The organism is Cryobacterium sp. TMT2-10 (assembly GCF_004403075.1).
Taxonomy (GTDB): domain Bacteria; phylum Actinomycetota; class Actinomycetes; order Actinomycetales; family Microbacteriaceae; genus Cryobacterium; species Cryobacterium shii.
In genome coordinates this window covers 21,034-38,380 of the sequence record NZ_SOGW01000105.1, presented here as the reverse complement: position 1 = coordinate 38,380, position 17,347 = coordinate 21,034, and the positions used below count along the sequence as shown (strand labels likewise).

Annotated in this window: 16 protein-coding genes; 9 read left to right on the top strand and 7 right to left on the bottom strand. The window is 66.4% G+C overall.

Features of this window, described 5'->3' with window-relative positions; translation table 11 throughout:
* Position 1 precedes the first annotated feature (1 nt).
* The 6 genes from E3T37_RS12755 to E3T37_RS12730 form a co-directional block, all read right to left on the bottom strand.
* Positions 2-1,561 (bottom strand): ATP/GTP-binding protein, encoded by a 1,560-nt coding sequence (locus tag E3T37_RS12755; RefSeq protein ID WP_134367356.1) that lies wholly within the window; start codon positions 1,559-1,561, stop codon positions 2-4.
* Positions 1,558-3,261: a hypothetical protein gene (locus tag E3T37_RS12750; protein WP_134367354.1), complete on the bottom strand. Its 1,704-nt coding sequence runs from the start codon at positions 3,259-3,261 to the stop codon at positions 1,558-1,560. Before E3T37_RS12750 ends, E3T37_RS12755 begins: the two co-directional genes overlap by 4 nt.
* Positions 3,261-4,412, bottom strand: a complete 1,152-nt coding sequence (locus E3T37_RS12745) for a hypothetical protein (RefSeq protein WP_134367352.1) — start codon at positions 4,410-4,412, stop codon at positions 3,261-3,263. Before E3T37_RS12745 ends, E3T37_RS12750 begins: the two co-directional genes overlap by 1 nt.
* A gap of 257 nt (positions 4,413-4,669) precedes the next feature.
* Complete coding sequence (locus E3T37_RS12740) at positions 4,670-5,395, bottom strand: hypothetical protein (RefSeq protein ID WP_134367350.1); 726 nt, start codon at positions 5,393-5,395, stop codon at positions 4,670-4,672.
* Between the two features lie 36 nt (positions 5,396-5,431).
* The gene (locus tag E3T37_RS12735) at positions 5,432-5,746 is read right to left on the bottom strand and encodes a hypothetical protein (RefSeq protein ID WP_241994574.1); all 315 of its coding nucleotides are present in this window, start codon (positions 5,744-5,746) and stop codon (positions 5,432-5,434) included.
* Between the two features lie 5 nt (positions 5,747-5,751).
* Positions 5,752-6,972, bottom strand: coding sequence for a ParA family protein (locus E3T37_RS12730; RefSeq protein WP_134367349.1), 1,221 nt, complete (start codon positions 6,970-6,972; stop codon positions 5,752-5,754).
* 343 nt (positions 6,973-7,315) lie between these two features.
* Here E3T37_RS12730 and E3T37_RS12725 point away from each other — a divergent pair, with 343 nt between their 5' ends.
* From E3T37_RS12725 to E3T37_RS12690, 9 genes are all read left to right on the top strand, one after another.
* On the top strand, positions 7,316-7,618 hold the full coding sequence (locus E3T37_RS12725; RefSeq protein ID WP_134367347.1) for an ArsR family transcriptional regulator: 303 nt from the start codon (positions 7,316-7,318) through the stop codon (positions 7,616-7,618).
* Between the two features lie 127 nt (positions 7,619-7,745).
* Complete coding sequence (locus E3T37_RS17860; protein WP_104170610.1) at positions 7,746-8,069, top strand: helix-turn-helix transcriptional regulator; 324 nt, start codon at positions 7,746-7,748, stop codon at positions 8,067-8,069.
* Positions 8,070-8,127: 58 nt separating this feature from the next.
* Complete coding sequence (locus E3T37_RS12715; RefSeq protein ID WP_104170609.1) at positions 8,128-8,364, top strand: hypothetical protein; 237 nt, start codon at positions 8,128-8,130, stop codon at positions 8,362-8,364.
* 225 nt (positions 8,365-8,589) lie between these two features.
* Positions 8,590-10,506, top strand: a complete 1,917-nt coding sequence (locus E3T37_RS12710) for a hypothetical protein (protein ID WP_241994573.1) — start codon at positions 8,590-8,592, stop codon at positions 10,504-10,506.
* Positions 10,507-10,962: 456 nt separating this feature from the next.
* Positions 10,963-12,369: a ParB/RepB/Spo0J family partition protein gene (locus E3T37_RS12705; RefSeq protein WP_134367345.1), complete on the top strand. Its 1,407-nt coding sequence runs from the start codon at positions 10,963-10,965 to the stop codon at positions 12,367-12,369.
* A 525-nt stretch (positions 12,370-12,894) separates the two neighbouring features.
* Positions 12,895-13,815 carry a DNA-processing protein DprA gene (dprA, locus tag E3T37_RS12700; RefSeq protein ID WP_134367343.1) on the top strand — a complete coding sequence of 307 codons (921 nt, stop codon included), beginning with the start codon at positions 12,895-12,897 and terminating at the stop codon, positions 13,813-13,815.
* Positions 13,816-14,154: 339 nt separating this feature from the next.
* The gene (locus E3T37_RS16905) at positions 14,155-14,307 is read left to right on the top strand and encodes a hypothetical protein (RefSeq protein ID WP_166806106.1); all 153 of its coding nucleotides are present in this window, start codon (positions 14,155-14,157) and stop codon (positions 14,305-14,307) included.
* Positions 14,308-14,324: 17 nt separating this feature from the next.
* Entirely contained in the window at positions 14,325-15,260 is a 936-nt protein-coding gene (locus tag E3T37_RS12695) for a DUF3560 domain-containing protein (RefSeq protein ID WP_134367341.1), read from the top strand.
* Positions 15,261-15,635: 375 nt separating this feature from the next.
* Positions 15,636-16,055, top strand: a complete 420-nt coding sequence (locus tag E3T37_RS12690; protein WP_134367339.1) for a DUF3846 domain-containing protein — start codon at positions 15,636-15,638, stop codon at positions 16,053-16,055.
* 211 nt (positions 16,056-16,266) lie between these two features.
* On the opposite strand, the gene E3T37_RS12685 is transcribed toward E3T37_RS12690, so the two are convergent.
* Positions 16,267-17,133, bottom strand: a complete 867-nt coding sequence (locus E3T37_RS12685; protein ID WP_174776832.1) for a hypothetical protein — start codon at positions 17,131-17,133, stop codon at positions 16,267-16,269.
* Positions 17,134-17,347: the final 214 nt, after the last annotated feature.

Sequence of the window (17,347 nt, the reverse complement as noted above, 5' to 3'; positions counted from 1 at the left end):
GCTAGGAGGTGGCGTTGCCGGCGGCCATGGCGGAGTCGGTGTTGGTGACTTCCACTTCCCAGTCCGAGCGGATGTGGCGGATGTGGGTTTCCGGGTTGGACCCGTACTTGAACACGCAGTGCCCCGGATTCAAGCCCATGAGCGTGGCGGCGGTGTCAGGGGCGAAGTTGAAGGTTTCTTGCGCCCAGCGGGCGTCTTCGGGGCGGTCTTGGCGGAACGCGTACACGGTTTGGGCTTCTTGGACGACGGTGTAGCCGGGGCTCTCTGGCGGGATGTCGGTGCCTTTGTGCATGACGAAGACGTTGGAGATGCCCAGGGATCGGGAGAGTTTCTGGTTCGACTTCACCAGCTGGGCGGAGGGGCCGCCGATCATGTGCCAGCCCTCTTCGTAGATCACGTTCGTCACGAACCCGCGCTCCTCACGCAGCCGCCCCATCAGCCACATGTTCCCGATCGCCATCACCGTCGGGATCGCAGGGCCGGAGTCGGGGAGCTGGGAAATGTCGAACGTGGTGAGCTTGTGAGAGAGGTCGACGCGGCGGCTGGTTTCGCCGTCGAAGACGCCCGCGTAGGTTTCGAGGAGGTTCTGCAGGCCGAACCTAATCGACAGGCCCGCCTGGTGGAACCGCTCCGACGCCTCCCCCGACAGCCCTTGATCTGTTGGCACCAACCCGAGGAACGGCATCAGATCTGTGGTGGTCGCGGCCCGGCGGGTGTCCTGGAACTTCTCAAACAACAGTTGCAGGGCGTACCGGGTGGCTTTCTCTTCCCACTCCGTCGCGGCGGTGTCGCCCCGGGCGATGCGGGCGACAGCGTTGATCAGCAGCATCTGGCCTTGCAGGCCGGTGCCTTGGGCGATGAGGGGGTCCATCAGGTTGAAGCGGGTGCCGGACCCGTCGGGGTCGAAGCGGAGGGGCTCGGTGCCCATGCGGCGGGTGACGCCGGCGTATTCGCCTTCGCCGCCCTCGTCTTTCTTGTCGAACACCACGGCACGGTGGTTCTTCAGCAGCAGGGGCCGCATGACCATGACCGTTTTGGTGAACGAGGACTTCCCGGAGCCGACGGTGCCGATGATGAGGACGTTGGGTGAGGTCAGTTTCCTGGGGGTCGCGTTGTACGCGGTGGGGGCGTCGTGACTGATCATCGTCGACGAGAGCGTGTCGGTGCCATTGACGACCCCGTCAATCCCGGTCGGCGCCCCAATGATGCCCGTGTTCAGGATCTCAGCCTGCCTGGTCGTGGACGGCGCCCCAGCCAGGCGAGGCGCATACCAACCGCGCGCCGCCGCCCCAGAGGAGGCCCGCAGCACCGACCCGGGCCGCTCGAACGGCGGCACATCCACCGGCCGCCGCGACGACATAGGTGCGTCAGAAACCGCAGCGTCAGAACCCGCAGCGGGTGCGGCTGCGTCTTCTTCGCCCGTGAGAACGGGCGACGTCGCCACCGGGGTGAGGAAGATTTTCAGTCCGGGGACGGTGCCGTACCAGGGCTTCTTCGTAACGGTGCGTTTGCCGTGCGCGGTGTTGGTAGCCGCGGGGGTGGCGGGGTTGGGGTGGGTCATGAGATGGCTTCCTTGTCGGTGCGGCCGGCGAGGCGGTTGATGGCCCGGGTTGCCAGGGTCGCGCCTGCTGGGCGAAGGCCCCGGCCGAGGGGCCAGGTGGTGCCGGAGGCGGCGGATTGGAAGGAGTCTTGCCAGTCGAGGTGCTCAATGCCGAGGCCGGTCGCGCAGGCTTCCTCGAGCTGCCGGGAGGCATGACCGAGGTCTGCCCGGGTGGGGGCGGAGATGGTGACGAAGCCGATCCAATCGACACCGTGGTGGTGGGATCCGGCGGCGAGGTCCGCGGAGCGGCGCTGCGCTGCGGACATGCGGGTGGTGCTGTCGTCGGAGATGAGGCGGCCCTTCTGCTGGTCGGCAAGGACCCCGGCGAGGTCGCGGACGACGTCGGCGCGCGCTTTCGCTTTCGCCTGACCCGCCGGAACCAGGTGCAGGTGGAAGGACACCGACCGGACAAAGGTCAGTTCCCGCCCGATGAGGAGGTCGAGACACCAGAGGGGGCTGCGGCCGGCAACGGCGAGGTTCTCCCCGTGGATGGCCGCGGTGCGGTGCCACCACGTCACCGGCGGCGCGGCAGGTCCGGTCTCGGTCATGACGAGGGAGGTGGGGTCGACGCCGTCGACGATGTGCGCGGAGAACTCGTCACGGGACGCGATCCCGGACAGGAGCGGGTCGACGTTCCGGGTGAGGTCGATGGGCAGGTGCGGGTTCTGCTGGTGCAACATTAGCGCCGTGGTCTGCTTCGCAGTCAGGGCCTGCACGTCGCCCATCCGGGCTTCGTTCAAACCCAGTTCGGTGGCCTGAATCTGCCCGGCCATCAACGCCCGCCACGCGTCGCGGCCCGGACCGTATTTTGCGGCTGCGTCGGTGAATTGCTGGGTGAGGGGCCAGGACACGACCACGTAGTGGCGCTGCACCATCGCATTGGCACTGGACTTCCGGATCACTTCGTCATAGGAGAGCTTCTGCGCCTCAAACGACGCCCGCTGCTCCGCCGTCCAGGTTTCCTGCACCGGTTCCAGGCGGGTCTTCACCCACTGCTGCTGCCGGGCCGAGTCCGGCGGCAGAACCCGGGTGAGGGTTTGCACGTTCCGGATCAGGGAGGAGGGTGCGGCGCGGCGGGCCAGGAACTTGCCCCACGCGTTCGCCGCCCGGGTGAGGGCGGCGGCGGTTTCCATCCCGCGCAGCTGCCCGGAAACTGAGAACGCGACCGACAGGTGCGGTTGCTCACCGATCGGGGCGTGCCAGGCGATGCCGGGCATGTTGGAGGCGTATTGGAGCCAGCCCATGCCGTCGGCGCCGTCCGGGTTCGCCCGCATCTTCACCGCCGCGCGTTCCGCGGCCTGCTTCTCGGTTTTGGTGCCGCGGAGGATGGCTTCTTGGAGCTGGTCCCACGCACCGACCTCGTAGGGCACGAACTCGTCCGTGCCAAGGCGCTTCCGGGCCCGGGCGCGGGCTCGCTTCCGGCGCCGCTCGAGGACGGTGCCGCGGTGGGTGCGGGCGGTGGTCAGCATTGTGATGCCGACCCCGGCGACGGCCACGATCAGGGCGGGCAGGCCGAGGCCGAGGACCATGCCGGCCATGCCGCCGGCGATGAACACGGTGAGGAGGATCATCCGGGTTTTGGAGGCGGTGCCGCCGAAGAAGCCGCGGTGGCCGGACTCGCCGCCGAGGTAACGGATGTGGGACTCCGGGGTATCACTCACTAGACGGAGTCCTTTCCATAATGTTCGTCTTGGTCCTCGACCGGTGACACGGCCGCGTCGGTCACCGAATCGGTGACCTTCTTCGTCGCCTCAAAACCTGCCATGGCGCCGGCGACGATCATCGTGGGGACACCGATCGCAGCCCCGGCACCGGTCGCGGATTCGGCTGCGCCGGCGGCGGCGAGACCGCCTTCGGCAGCGACCGCACCGCCGCCTGCTGCCGCAGCGCCAGCACCGGCAGTGGCCCCGCCAGCGGAGCCCACGGATGCGGCCTCAGAGATCGACGACGTCGCCGCCTCACCCTCACCAGCCGCCGAAGCGCCACCTGCACTGCTGCCTCCGCCGCTGCTGCTCGAGCTGCCTGTGGACGGGGAGCTGCCGCCGCCGGAGCTTTCGGGGCCGTTGTTGCTGTATTTGGCGTCGGCTTGCTGCATGGACTGGGATCCGATGTTCGGTCCCGCGGGGGCGGCGCCGCCGCCACCGGTGGGGATCACGGGGGCGAACTTCGTCAGGGCGACGGGGGCGAGGCCGGCCATGAACAACGCCAGGATCGACACGACCAGGGTCACTGTTTTGGCGAGGCTGGGGGTGTCGGAGAACGCATCGACTTGGGCGCTCATCATGCTGTACGCGATCGCGAGCAGGAAGAACAGCAGCGGGTGGGAGGCCAGGACCCCGAACCAGAGGTACGCGATCTTTGACCCGAACTTTCGTTTCTGGGGGTCCACGATCCACACGAACCCGAGGGGGAAAAGGACGCCGGAGAAGTACAGGGTGATGAGTTGAACGATCAGCATCAGGAGCACAACGAGCAGGCCCAGGATCATGAAGAACATCAGAATCACACCGAGGACGGCGCCGCCGGCGAGGCCGGACCCGTCTTCCTCGGAGAGCATCGTGGAGAACTTGGCCACGATCGTTTCGGAGTTGCTGGTGACGCCCCACGCGATCAAGGAGTCAGATAGGGCGCCGAAGAACTTCACCAGGAACGCGCCGAGCGCGGGACCGAACATTGCCCCCAGGATGAACGCGGGCCCATAGAGGGTGAGGGACTCCCCCAGCTCCCGGCCGGACTGGTGGCCGCGCGCGGTGCGCACGATCTGCGGGATCAACAGGGCCACGAACACGAAGATCGCCAAGGCAAACGACACCTGGTACGCCTGAATGAACCAATCCGCCGTCAGATCTGGAAGCGTCGCATGCGTCAACGCCGGCAACACCGTATCGGAAAGGCCCTTAGCCGCTCCCTGCAACAGCTTGAAGGAGTTCCCGGCCGGGTCGGACCAAAAGTCCGCCACACCCGCAGCTGTATTCACGGCGTTGTTGACGCCGCCGACAGCACCCGAGACTCCATCAGCGACATCTTCTACGCCGCAAACGAAGAAGTTGCTGTTGCAATCTGCGGCCATCAGCAGCCGCCGGTGTAGCGCGTGCCGCCCGCGGCGAGTTTCGCCTGATCGGGAGTGCCGGCGCTCTGGATGTGCCACGCGTTGTCCTCCCAGACCAACGTCTGGGAGATGACTGCCGTCTTGGTCGGGCTGAGTTCGCCGTTGACCACGTACCCCGCCGCGATGTTCACTTCGACTTCGTCAGCACTGGATCCCTCCGAGATCATCCACAGACCGTTTGTGGTGGACAAGTGGAATGGGGTGTTCGCTGGGACTTGCCCGGAGGTAATGTCGGTGTTGGCCATCGCCGAGTAACCGGCGGCAAGGTCGCTAAATTCCTCATTGGCCGTGGACGACATGATCGCTGCACTCACTGTGTTCGCGTCGGCTGTATTTGCTGCTGGGTTCGGGGATTGCCACAGCCACCGATAGAACGTGGTGGCGAGCTCCACCGCTCCGTAACTTGTGTGTTTGGCGTCTGCCTGGGCGGCCAGGACCATGTTGACGTTGCGGTCCTGTCCGCCGAGGCACCCTGTGGGTGCGACGTCGTCCCCGATATCTCCGGTGCCGGTGCTGCCGGTTGGAGTTGGCGTTGGGGTGGCTGTCGCGGTGCTTGGTGCGGCGTTCGGTGCGGCGGTAGGGCGGGTGGCGGTGTAGGCGATGCCTCCGCTGATGGCGACGACGAGGGCGGCGGCCCCGATGACGATGGGCCAGCGGCTACGGCCGGATGCTGTGACCATTCGCATGGTGGGACTCCTTGGGGTGCGCGTTGGTGGTGTGGGTTAGCCGGCGAAGGAGAGGACGGCGCCGACGATGATGGCGAGGCCGGCGAGGGCGGCGAGGGAGATGCCGGCCCAGACGGCTTTCCGGCGTCCTTGGGCGTGGGCTTGTGGGTTGGGGTTGGTGTCTCCGGAGGCTCCGGCCATGGCGACGATTCCGAAGATCAGGTAACCGATGGAGACGAGGATGCCGATGGCCCAGAGGGCGGCGATAAGTTTTTGCCAGAGTGCGGTGAATTCGGCGCCGCCGAAGGAGAAGTCGGGCAGGATCCCGTCGAGGGGGTTCTCGATCGCCGCGTGGAGCAGGAGGTCGTGCATGGGGGTTAGGCCTTCCGGTTCTGTGTGGGTGCGGCGGAGACCGCGGTTTGCAGGGACCGGACCACGCTGGCGGCTGCTGCCACGAACGCGTCCCGGGTTGCAGGATTGAGGCGGGTGAGAGTGAGTTGTCCGCGTTCGGCAATGTGGGAGTCGTAAGGGATCTCGTGCAGGGCGGACACGCCCGCCTGGCTCAGGAGCCGTGCGACTTCTTCTCGGACGGTGTCGTTCTCGGGGCGGCCGTCGGTGAGGCGGATGGCGATGGCCCGGTTGGCAAGCTCCGCGGAGGGCCCGCCCTCTGCCCGGAGCTCCTCGAGGAGCTGGATGGCTTCGAGGACGGAGTCGCCAGCGTTCATCACGGGGATCACGAGGACGTCGGAGACGGACACGGCGCCGCGGAATGCGGAGGAGGTGGGGACGTTGCCGGAGTCCATGACGCGAATGGAGTAGAAGTCGTCGATGACGTTGGAGACGGCAACAACGGATTCTCCGGTGAGGCGGTCCCGGCGGCCGGTAGATCCGATCACGGACGCGAAGGATGTTTGAGGGGCGGTGTATCCGGCGAGGCGGCCGGCGGTTTGGACGTGGTCGACGTCGCGGACCAGTTCGCCGAGGCCGAGGAGGGGGTTGCCCTCGGCGCGGAAGTTCAGGGCGCCGGGGTCGTCGGAGACTTCGAGGATCGCAACCGATCCGCCGCGGATCGCGGCCAGCACTCCCCCGAGGAGCAGGGCGGTGGGAGTCTTGCCCGTTCCGCCCTTGGGGTTGTTCACCAGGACCGAGACCGCACGCGTCCAGGTCGCCTGCCGCACCGTGGTCTCGTGAGCGGCCTGCAGTTCCGTCCGGAGCCTCTCCCCCAGCTCGGCTGCGCCCGGTCCGACCGGCAGTCCCAGGCGGGCCAGAGCGCCACGGAACCCCGTGGTGGCCTTGGTCGGGGGGCTCGACGCGGACGCGAGGCCAGCGGCCGAGCCGCCAAAGAGGACAGAGGTGCTGGCTAGGTCGGTGGGCGTTTCGGACGGCACCGACGGGGCTTCCTGCATCGCAGGGGCCTCCCCCGGGGCGGGCGCGGAGGCTGGTGCTTCGAGGACTGGGCGGCGAGCGGACGCGGTGTTGTTGGCCTTGCGTCGTGGGGGCGCGGGGATCGTGTGGAGGGTGTCTTCCTCGATGTAGTCCCCGGCGCGGTCAGCCGCTCCAAAGACCTCGCTGGGGGCGGTGCGACCGGTGTCACTCATGGGCGGTATGTCCTCTCGAATTTCCACTAACTGGCACAGGGAATTAGGGAACCCCCGAGGCCTCGACTAGTCTCTCGTCTTTTTTCTCTTGTACCCTCCTGAACGGGGGGTGTGTTCCGTCTTTGCGTCTGGTTATACGTGCCTGAATCACTGGGGGCGTGGGTCGAATGGCCTGATCGCACGGAGCTTCGAACGTAACGTCGGCCACCGACATCTGCGGGTCGGTGCAGCTTGCACAGGTAAATAGATGCGTTTGCATTAACTCGAGTGCGGTCGTGGCGCACGTGCGAGAGGGGTGATCCACGCCAGAATTGATTGCATGGCCCGTGACGACAATTTGATGATGAAACATGCACCTGACCGGGTGGCATTGTTCCAGGAACTGTTTTCCGCGCCCTCCCGTGTCCTGGTGCTCCGCGCCCTGCTCCGGAAGCCACTCAGCTATGCCGAGTTGTTCGACGTCATCGGTGACACCATGAGTCGGCCCGCGGTGCATGCTGCCCTGATCGATCTCCGGGGTATGGGCTATATCGAGGACGATGCCCCCGATGGGGTCGTGCGCCGGCCTCAGGGGACGAAGTTCACCGCGCGGCGGGACCTCGTCACCCGCGACTTCGGGCAGGTCCTCGAGTTCGTCCTGGGCTGACAACTCCCCCCTCGCGCGAGAGCATCGGGCCAGCGTGGTGCTCGACTTCGTCATAAGCTAATCATATAATGATTAGGGTTGACTGAGTCAACGATGGAAGAGGGCGGAGGTCGGGCAGAATGGCAGGATGCCCCGCTACGTGCGTCCCCCTCACGATGAACTCGTGGAGGCTGCGATCGACGCATTTGGAAATCGGGCTCGAGTGGCAATCCTCAAGCACATCCGCGAAAACGGGCCATGCACCCGCGCCGATGTCGCAACAGCGCTCAGCATCGCCCCGCCGACGGCGTCAAACCACCTGGCTGCCCTTGAGACTGCGGGACTCATCGAGTCCACTCCCCCGCGAAGCGAAGCCAGAAGCGGCCAGTGGGTGCGCTACACAGTCATCCCGGAACGCGTCACGGAGCTCTACGTCGCTCTTGGCGAATTCCTCGGACAGTCAAGACTTTAATCAAGCCGCTCCCGCGCGTCGCGCGCTCTTGAATGGGTTTAACGACAAGATCGTTTCCATGGCCGTTGCAAAGGGAAGCAGGATTCGTCGGGACCACACCCCCACGGTGTTGTTCCAAACACGAGTCGACCCCGCGATCCGCGCGGAAGTCAATCAAGCCGCAGCCGCAAGCGGCGTGTCCACCGGTATCTACCTGGAAGCGTTGTTGCGCCTAACTCTCGCGGACCAGGGCCAACTGCCTGTCCTCGACCTCATTCGCGACCCCAAAGAGGAGTTGCTCATCCCAGCCGCTTAAACGAAAGAGCCCGTCGCTTTCGCGACGGGCTACTGCAAGTTTCGTAGCTCAAACCCTCTGTGCTTGCCGGCCCGAGGTTCGAGCTAATCCAGATCAACAGCCCTCACGGGAGGTTTCTCTATGTCCCAGAGCATAGCGCACGTACTCCAGAATGCACCCGGAATTGTGTCCGGCGTGTCTGGCGTGTCCACTGAAGCGTGGACAGCCTGGGCTTTGACGCGCCGGATGAGTCCGCGTGATCAGGTGCGCGTGATGAAGCGGGACGCGTACGGGCGGTTGGACGAGAACAGTTACCCCCTGATCCACCGGGTTGGACCTACTGAGCCCACGACACCGTGGGCGATGAACCTGGCCGATGAGACCGGGTTGTTCCGGGTGCTGTGCTTTGACTTCGACGGTAAGGACAAGCACGGCGTCGACGCGGAGCTGATGGAGGAAGCCGTCGACGAGTGCGATGTTCTCTCCCGCACCCTGGATGCGCTCTCGATCGAGCACGTCGTGTGCCAGTCCTCGGGGACGGGTGGCCGCCACATCTGGCTCGCCCTCCAGGGCGGAGCCCCGAAACTCGCCGTCGCCCCGGTGGCCAGTGCTGCGCGAGCGAATTTCCGCCGCTTGGACCACGGCATGCTCCTCAACGCTGTCACGGGTGCCGCGCGGCCGCCGTTGTCCCCGCACCGTGATGGCAGCTACTCCACGGTCCTCCGCGGCAACCTGAACAGCTTGATCGTCCCGTCGACCACGCTCGCGGACCTGGCTGCTCTGGCCGCGGTGCTTGAGGCGCGGAAGCCGTCTCTCCGCTCTGAAGACAGCGCCCCGTCAGGGCCCATCACTGCACACCACCAGGCGCATCGGCGCCTGAGCACTGCCGGCACCGCCCATATGGCCACTATCGATGGCGGCAGCAACCCGAGCTGGACCGGGTTCATGTGCCTGCTCTCGGCCGCGAACGCGGGCTGGCAGCTGGTCGACGTCGAGCATGCCATCAAGACCGCACCGGGGATGGAGCACTTCCGGACGAAGAACACCGGCCGCGGCGACCGCCGCCCCCGGGCCGCCGCCGAAGCCCGGGCCCGGTTGGGTCGGCAGTGGGACAAGGCACAGCAGTACGCGGCCCTCCAGCGCCCGCTGCCGGCGGTGCGGGAGCCGCAGGACCTGTCGGAGCTGGACGCTATCGTGACCGACGTCGAAGCCCTCCTCACCCGCTTCCTGGTCAGCCCGGGCCGGTGGGGCCGCACCGAGGCGTCCTCGAACCAGCAGACCATTCTCCGCGCCCTGGCCTACCTGACCCTGCAGACCGGCAAACGCACGGTCGCCGCCGCCATCCGGGACCTGGGACCGATGGGCGGCCTCGGCCGCACCACCGCAGCCGACGCCCTCACCGCCCTCGCCAAGGCCGGATACGTCGAACGCGTCAGTGCGAGCGACGACGGCAACGCCGCCGAATGGCGCCTAGCCTCCACGTTATCCACAGGTCCCAGTACAGTCCGGTCACAACCACTTAATAACCCCCGCCCCCCGCCCGGAATCCCGTCGTCTCCAGGTCGTTCTGCAGCTGAGCTTTTTAACACCCGCGCCCATCTCGTGGCTCTGCTCGAGGAACAACTCACCGACCAACGCCATGACCTCTTCACCCGCCGTGGCCTGGGACACCTCGCCGGCAAGCTCTACGCCCTGCTGCGCCAGCACCCGTCCCTCACCATTGACTCCGCAGCTCGTCTCCTGGGTGTTACGGCCCGGCACACTGCCACGATCTTCAGTCGCCTCCGTCGTCACAAGCTCCTCGTCGTTCACCGTGATGGGTGGGCGAGGTCGAAGCAGGATCTTCGGAACCAGGCAGCCCTGCAGCTCAACGTGTTGGGGACACTGCTGGCTCGAGCTGAGCGGTATCGGATCGAGCGGGAGGTGTGGGCGTGGTGGCAAGCCGAACTGACCACGATGATGACCACGCCCAGGTCTCGGCCGCGGCGCCCGCATGTGTCGAGCCGGCCGTTGTTTGAGGCGAGTACGCCGGGTGAGAGGGTGTGGCCGCGGTATCCGCGGGCCAGCACCAACCTGGCCGATCACCGTTCCGCGCTCGAGCTGGTGGGCGCGGGGCTGCTCAACCCGGAGAACCGGTGGCAGTACCTGGGCGAGGCAGCGTAGCCGCGACCCTGCCCTGAGGCTGTTGGGCTGTTGGGGATGCTTGGCGGTGGTGGGGAGGGCCCCCGGATTCAGCGTAGGTATCTAACATCTTCACCAGTCACGGAGGCCCTCCCCCGGCACGGTAGCGCGATGGTGGCCATCGTGGGGATAGTGCGTTTCATCCGGTGCCCCGCCGGCCGTTGGAACCGTGCTGGTTTCACGCGTGGCCTTGTGGGAGGACAACCCACCTGCGGTGAGCCCTGCGGGCCTGGGAACCGCTGCGCGGTCGGCTTCTTTCAATTTTTTTATCTGTCTGGCCGTTTCACCGTAGTTCGCTTTCGTGCCTGCGTTGCGGGCTTTCGCGGCATATCCTCGCTGCGCTGCGGTATTCCACGACCCTGCACTTTGGCACTCCCGCTCTCTATCGATTTCTCTTGCCAGACAGGCAAAAAAATCAGTTGATGGAGAGAGAACCCAATGACTAACACCACCGCCACCGTAGGCACCATCGAGCACATCGACCCCAACCTCATCGTCGTGGAAGCGAACGTGCGCTCCGAGGCTGCGCTGGGCCGCGAGTTCGTGGCCAGCATCAAGGCAAACGGTGTTCTGACGCCGATCCTCGCCCGCTGCGACGACCAGGGCAACATCATCGTCCGCGCCGGTCAGCGCCGCACCCTCGCCGCCCGTGAAGCCGGACTGGCCACCATCCCTGCCTACATCGTCCAGTCTGACGAAACGACCGTCGAGCGAATCGTGCAGCAGATGGCCGAGAACGACCACCGCGAAGCCGTCACCGACGCCGACCGGGTCGCCGCGTTCCAGCAGCTCGCGTTCGAGGGTCTGACCCCCGCCGTGATCGCCAAGCGACTGGGCAGCAAGCCCGCCACAGTCAATGCAGGAATCGCTGTCGCAGAGAACGCCGTCGCAGCATCCGCCATCGTCAGCCACTCCCTGACTCTTGACCAGGCAGCCACACTGATCGAGTTCGAAGGCGACGACGAAACCGTGTCCGGGCTCATCGACATAGCAACCACAGCCCCGGAGAAGTTCGCCCACGCAGCACAACGCGCCCGCGACGAGGCCCGGATCGAATCGATCAAGGCCACCGCGACCGCCGACCTGATCGAGCGCGGCTACGAAATCCTTGATCGGGACCGTGGATCCTACGAAACCGACTACGTCAGCATCAGCTACCTGAGCACCGCAGACGGCGATCAGGTCACCGTGGAGCACCTCACCGAGGCTGTGGGCCGGGCCGCGTACGTGTACGCCTACGCCAGCAGCGACACAGCCTTCGTGCGCTACTACCTGAAAGACCCCAAGGCTGCCGGATTCCGAAAGTCCAGCGGAAGCGGAGCCACCAGCGGCCCGATGACCGACGACGAGAAGGCCGAACGCAAAACCCTCATCGCCCATAACAAGGCGTGGGCCAGCGCCGAGGTCGTGCGCCGAGAATGGCTCGCCGAGTTCCTCAGCCGCAAGACCCTGCCCAAGGACACTGCCAAAGCCATCGCACTAGGCCTGACCGTGCACCACAGTGTTGTCGGCAAAGCCAACCAGAACGGCAACGTACTCGCCCACACCCTCCTCGGATTGGAGCGGGCCAACTACTGGTCCGCTGACAAGCTCTCCGCACTGGTGGAGCACTCCCCCACCAAGGCGCAGCACGTCACGCTGACCATCGTGCTGGCAGGCATCGAGGACAGCACCAGCAAGGAAACGTGGCGCTACCCGGACGCCCACAACGCCCGCTACTTCGAGCAGTTGGCCGCATGGGGCTACAACCTCAGCGAGGTCGAACAGATCGTGATCGACACAGTCGCCGAGAAGTCAGCCACCAAGACAGCCGAGGCCAACGCCGCCACGCTCACACAGGACTAACCTCGCCCCAAGACCCGGCGTGACAGTCCCCCACTGTCACGCCGGGCCTCTTCTGTTCCCAGACTCCGGCACGGAAGCCAGAGCCTAAAAACAACCAGGCACCCGTCCCTTCGGGCCGTGAAGGAACAGCGGCGCAGCCGCCGTACCCATCCCCCAGGGGAGCCGCTACGCGGCACGGAGATATCAGAGTGAGATCACTCTGAAACCACGACGGCCACGCCGCCACAAACCCCTAAGAGGAGCCGCTGCGCGGCACAGAGATATCAGAGTGATATCACTCTGAAAGCACGAGGGCCAAGCCGTCAGAAGCTATATGGAACCGCTGTGCGGCACTGATTGCCGGGCATTTTTGTCCTTTCTGGCGGTTCACCGTAGCTCCCTCCCGTGCCTGCGTCACCCGCAGTGTCGGACGCGCCCTGCGGGCTTATTTCGCCCGGCACTGCGGGCACTTCGGCACTCCCGGTCGCTATCGATTTCTCTTGCCAGACAGGCCAAAAAAACAGTTGTCCACGAGGAAGAGAACCCATGAACACGCTCGCCAGCATCAGCACCCACGTTCCCACCATCCAGCTATTCACTACCGACGCAGCTGCGCGCGGAATCTGGACCATCATCAGCGAGCCCGGAGACAGGGACACCGGTAACCTCATCGCCGCACTCGGCGCGGAAGAAGCCCTGAACGTTCTCCTGCACGGCACCGGCGACGCGGCAGGACTCGACCTGGCCACACTCCGCGCGCGCACCCGGCCCCGCGCCACCGAGGGCAACATTGCCGCAGCTTTCGCGGCCGCAGACACCGGGTCGGCAGAACTGATCACCCCGGACCACCCGCATTGGCCCGCAGGTTTCAACGACCTCGGCACCGCCGCCCCCTACGCGCTCTGGGTCCGAGGTACCACCGAGATCCTGGCCGACCCCCTGAACACAGCCGTCGTCGGGGCTCGAGCCTCCTCCGGGTACGGCGAACACGTCACCATGGAGATCACCGCGGGCCTGGTCAGCCGGGGCCACGTGATCATTTCCGGTGCAGCCTACGGGGTAGACGGAATGGCTCACCGGGCAGCGCTGGCTAGCGGCGGGCGCACCGTCGCGTACCTGGCAGGCGGACTCGACCGGTACTACCCCATGGGCCACGACGCTCTGCTCACCCGGATTGTTGAGACGGGCGCGGTTGCTTCCGAAATTAGCTTCGGGCAGAGCCCGACCCGGTACCGGTTCCTGATGCGAAACCGGTTGATCGCGGCCGCCGCCCGCGCAACTGTCGTCACAGAAGCTGGCTACCGATCGGGATCGTTGAACATCGCAACCCACGCCATGACCATCGCCCGCCCCGTGGGCGCCGTCCCCGGCCCGGTCACGTCCCCGACCAGTGCCGGATGCCACCGCCTGATCCGCGAATTCGGTGCACAGCTCGTCACGAACGCTGAGGAAGCCGCCGCACTCTAGACCGGGAAGCCGGCCAGCTCCCGAGCTGGCCGGCGAGGGGGAGGAATCCCCCTCGCACTCCCCCGCCACGAAATATCACAGTGATATCACTCCGAAACCGCGACGGCCAAGCCGTCACAAGCGATATGGAGCCGCTGTGCGGCACTGATTGCCGGGCATTTTTGTCCTATCTGGCCAATCATCGTAGCTCCCTTCCGTGCCTGCGTCACCCGCAGTGCCGGACGCGCCCTGCGGGCTTATTTCGCCCGGCACTGCGGGCACTTCGGCACTCCCGGTCGCTATCGATTTCTCTTGCCAGACAGGCCAAAAAAACAGTTGTCCACGAAGAGAAGAGAACCCATGGCTGAGTCCGATTGCCCGTACGAGAACACCTACCCGAGGGAGCGCTACGCGGACGGGTGCGCCTGCAGCGGGTGCACCTCGGAAGGTGCCGTACACACCCAGCCCGGAGAAACCTGCACCGCGACCCGCTACGCCGACAGCTTCGCCTAAACGAGGAAACAGAAACCATGCTCACCATCACCCACAGCCACGCCGCCGGAACCATGATCGACGGCACCAGTAAAGGCGACGGAACCGCCGACGTCCTCAAGACCGTTGGTTGGCGTTGGGGGCGCAGCATCAGCGCCTGGTTCGTCCCCCAGTCCCGCGACCGCCTCCCCAAATTCCACACCATCACCCGCACCCAGGAGGCACTGGAAGCGGCCGGATTCCAGGTCGAAACCGACATCGACAGCACGCGACGCACGACCGCCGAGGTTGAAGCCGGAAAGATCGGACGTCAGGCCGACCGGGTCGACGCCCTGGCCGCCACAGCCGACCGCAAGAGCACCGCAAGCGACGACGCGTGGACCCGCGCCCGGAGCGCGCTTGACCGCCTGCCCGAAGGAGGAGAACCGATCAAAGTTGGCCACCACTCCGAAGGCCGCCACCGCAATGCGATCGCCAAAGCAGATAACGCCATGCGTAAATCAGTTGAAGCCAGCGCCGACGCCACCCACGCCCAGGCAAGGGCCGACGCCGCCACCCACACCACCGACGCCCGCTACCGGCCCGTCACCGTGGCCAACCGCATCGACACTCTGGGGGCTGAGCTGCGCAAGTTAGAACGACGCATCATCGCCCCGCGCTACGACGACGCACACGGCTACGTCGACGCCACCGACGCCCAGAAGCAGGCCCGAGCAGACCACCTCGCACCGAACCTCGCCGAGAAGCGCGACCAGATCGCATATTGGGTAGCCGTGCGCGCCGCCCAGATCGAGAGCGGCACGGCCACCGGCTACGACCGCAGCACCGTCAAGAAGGGTGACCGGGTGAAGATCCGCGGCCAGTGGCGCGACGTCGTCCGCGCCAACCCCAAAACCGTCAGCGTCAGCACCGGTTACACGTGGACCGATACCGCCCCGTATGCGGAGATCCAGCAGCACCAGCGGCCCGAATAACTGCCGCGTAGGCCGGCCCGCCCCGGGGCCGGCCGCCGTGAGGGGGATGTTGCCCCCTCACACTCCCCCACCAGGTGAATCCGGCCTGGAAGCCGAACACACACGGAGCCGGCTGCGCCGGCCTGACTTTTTTAAAACATTTCTTCCCTTGGTGGCCAATCATCGTAGTTCGCTTGCGTGCCTGCGTCACCCGCACTCTCGCACGCGGTCGCAAGCTCCCTTATTTCGCACGAGAGTGCGGGCACTGCGGCACTCCCGCTCTCAATCGATTTCTCTTGCCACCAAGGGCAGAAAAACGGTGGACGACAACACAACCACTGCCCACGAGAGAGCTCGGGACCCCGCGCACCTCACCAACCTTGGAGAGAGAACCCCATGACCACCAGCATCCGCAGCGTCAAGATCAACCCGACCGAAACCATCAGCGTCCTGGACGTGAACGAGGCCAGCATCGGGGCGGACATCATCGCCGCCATCGGCTGCCGGATGTTCGACGTCGTCGGCCTGGAGGACGACATCGACCTCTTCGTCGATGATGAAGGACTCATCAACGGGTCAACCCTGAACCTGCCCGCGACCGTGCTCGCCCACCGACTCGGCTCCCGCACGGTCATCTTCGGCACAGCCATCGCCGTCAGCGTCACCGGAGACGGTGAAACCGTCGGCCTCACCGACGCACAGCTCGCCCGAATCCAGGAGTCTTTCGCGCAGAAGCCCGACGCCGGGACCGTCGACACCCTCGTCGATAGCCTGTCCCCGTTCCCCACCGTGGTGAGTATGCTCCGCAACATCTAGCCGCGACTCACCGGCTGGCCCTGACGGGCCAGCCGGTGAGGGGCAACCCCGCGCTACTCCCCCACCGGCGCGGCCACCGAACGCACGGATACGAACTCGAGTGCGTAACACCGGCCTGCGGCCGGCGGCGAGGGGCGAGTCCCCTCGCGCTCCCCCACCACGGCAGCTCGTGGTTCGCCCGGGCTCGTCGACCTGATGAGGGCGGAGAGGTTTACTGCTTCGAGGCTGGTTTCCTGGTTGTGGGCGCGGTGGTTCGTGCTTCGGCGGTGTCGGCGCGGGTGCGCTGTTCGCGGGCGTCTTGGCGTGCCTCGGCTAGTTCGGTGCGGATCTGCTCGTACTGCTGGTCCTGGCTGGTGCGGAGGTCAGCGACCCGCTGATCCCCGTGGACCCGCTCCCGGTCAGCGTCAGCCCGAGCCGCGTCCCGCTCCACACTCACCGTCGCCACCGTGCCGCGCAGAGCACTGACCTCTTCGCGCGACGTTTCACGCTCGGTGCGGAGCTGGTCCACCTGCTCTCGGGCAACGACCAGGTCAGCCTCGGCCCGCTTGGCCCGCTCCGCTTCCTCGTCAGCGCGGGCGACCGCGCCCCGGGCCCGCTCGTCCGCTTCCGCCCGCGCCATGACCGCAGCCTCCGCACGGGCTGTCGCCTCGGTGCGGGCTTGCTCGGTCTCGGTCAAACGCGCCTGGACGCCGGCCAGCTGCTCGCGGAGCTCGACCAGCTCCGCTTGCGCCGCCAAGTCCCGGGCCTCCCCCGCACTCCGGGTCGCGGCCAACTCGACCGTGACCTGCTCCAGCACCAGGGCCTGTTCGGCCAGCTGTTCGTGGGTCTCGGCCAGGGCTGCCTGCTGCTGCTCGGCCAGCTCGGAAGCCTCGACGGCGGCCGCGTCGGCCTCGACCCGCTCCGCTTCCGCCTTCCGCTGCGCCTGCTCCGCCCGCGTCGCCCGCGCCAACGCCGACGCGACCTGCTCGGCTGCCTCGGTCGTGACCGATTCGATCTGGGCCTCGGCCGCGTCGGGATCCGCGACCGTGCGGAGCTCCTCGACCAGCGCATTCAGCTGGGCGCCGAGGTGCTCGACCATCCCCGCGACCTGACCCCGGATCTCACTCGCACGCTGCCTCGCCGCATCAACCGGACGCTTCTCGTCCTCGAGGCCCCGCGCCGGCTCCGCACTCAACCGGCGGCGCGCACGCCACGCAGCGGCCCGGTTGTGGCCCTCGTCATTGCAATACTCCGGCGGCCGCCCCGTCCCAGCCTCCGCAGCCATAGCAGGCCGCTCACACCCCGGGAACCGA

What these genes read in the sequence shown, in the direction of transcription:
- E3T37_RS12755 (WP_134367356.1), bottom strand. Translation starts at nt 1,561, where the DNA reads ATGACCCACCCCAACCCCGCCACCCCCGCGGCTACCAACACCGCGCAC.
- E3T37_RS12740 (WP_134367350.1), bottom strand. Translation starts at nt 5,395, where the DNA reads ATGCGAATGGTCACAGCATCCGGCCGTAGCCGCTGGCCCATCGTCATC.
- E3T37_RS12735 (WP_241994574.1), bottom strand. Translation starts at nt 5,746, where the DNA reads ATGCACGACCTCCTGCTCCACGCGGCGATCGAGAACCCCCTCGACGGG.
- E3T37_RS12730 (WP_134367349.1), bottom strand. Translation starts at nt 6,972, where the DNA reads ATGAGTGACACCGGTCGCACCGCCCCCAGCGAGGTCTTTGGAGCGGCT.
- E3T37_RS12725 (WP_134367347.1), top strand. Translation starts at nt 7,316, where the DNA reads ATGAAACATGCACCTGACCGGGTGGCATTGTTCCAGGAACTGTTTTCC.
- E3T37_RS17860 (WP_104170610.1), top strand. Translation starts at nt 7,746, where the DNA reads ATGCCCCGCTACGTGCGTCCCCCTCACGATGAACTCGTGGAGGCTGCG.
- E3T37_RS12715 (WP_104170609.1), top strand. Translation starts at nt 8,128, where the DNA reads ATGGCCGTTGCAAAGGGAAGCAGGATTCGTCGGGACCACACCCCCACG.
- E3T37_RS12710 (WP_241994573.1), top strand. Translation starts at nt 8,590, where the DNA reads ATGAGTCCGCGTGATCAGGTGCGCGTGATGAAGCGGGACGCGTACGGG.
- E3T37_RS12705 (WP_134367345.1), top strand. Translation starts at nt 10,963, where the DNA reads ATGACTAACACCACCGCCACCGTAGGCACCATCGAGCACATCGACCCC.
- dprA (WP_134367343.1), top strand. Translation starts at nt 12,895, where the DNA reads ATGAACACGCTCGCCAGCATCAGCACCCACGTTCCCACCATCCAGCTA.
- E3T37_RS16905 (WP_166806106.1), top strand. Translation starts at nt 14,155, where the DNA reads ATGGCTGAGTCCGATTGCCCGTACGAGAACACCTACCCGAGGGAGCGC.
- E3T37_RS12695 (WP_134367341.1), top strand. Translation starts at nt 14,325, where the DNA reads ATGCTCACCATCACCCACAGCCACGCCGCCGGAACCATGATCGACGGC.
- E3T37_RS12690 (WP_134367339.1), top strand. Translation starts at nt 15,636, where the DNA reads ATGACCACCAGCATCCGCAGCGTCAAGATCAACCCGACCGAAACCATC.
- E3T37_RS12685 (WP_174776832.1), bottom strand. Translation starts at nt 17,133, where the DNA reads ATGGTCGAGCACCTCGGCGCCCAGCTGAATGCGCTGGTCGAGGAGCTC.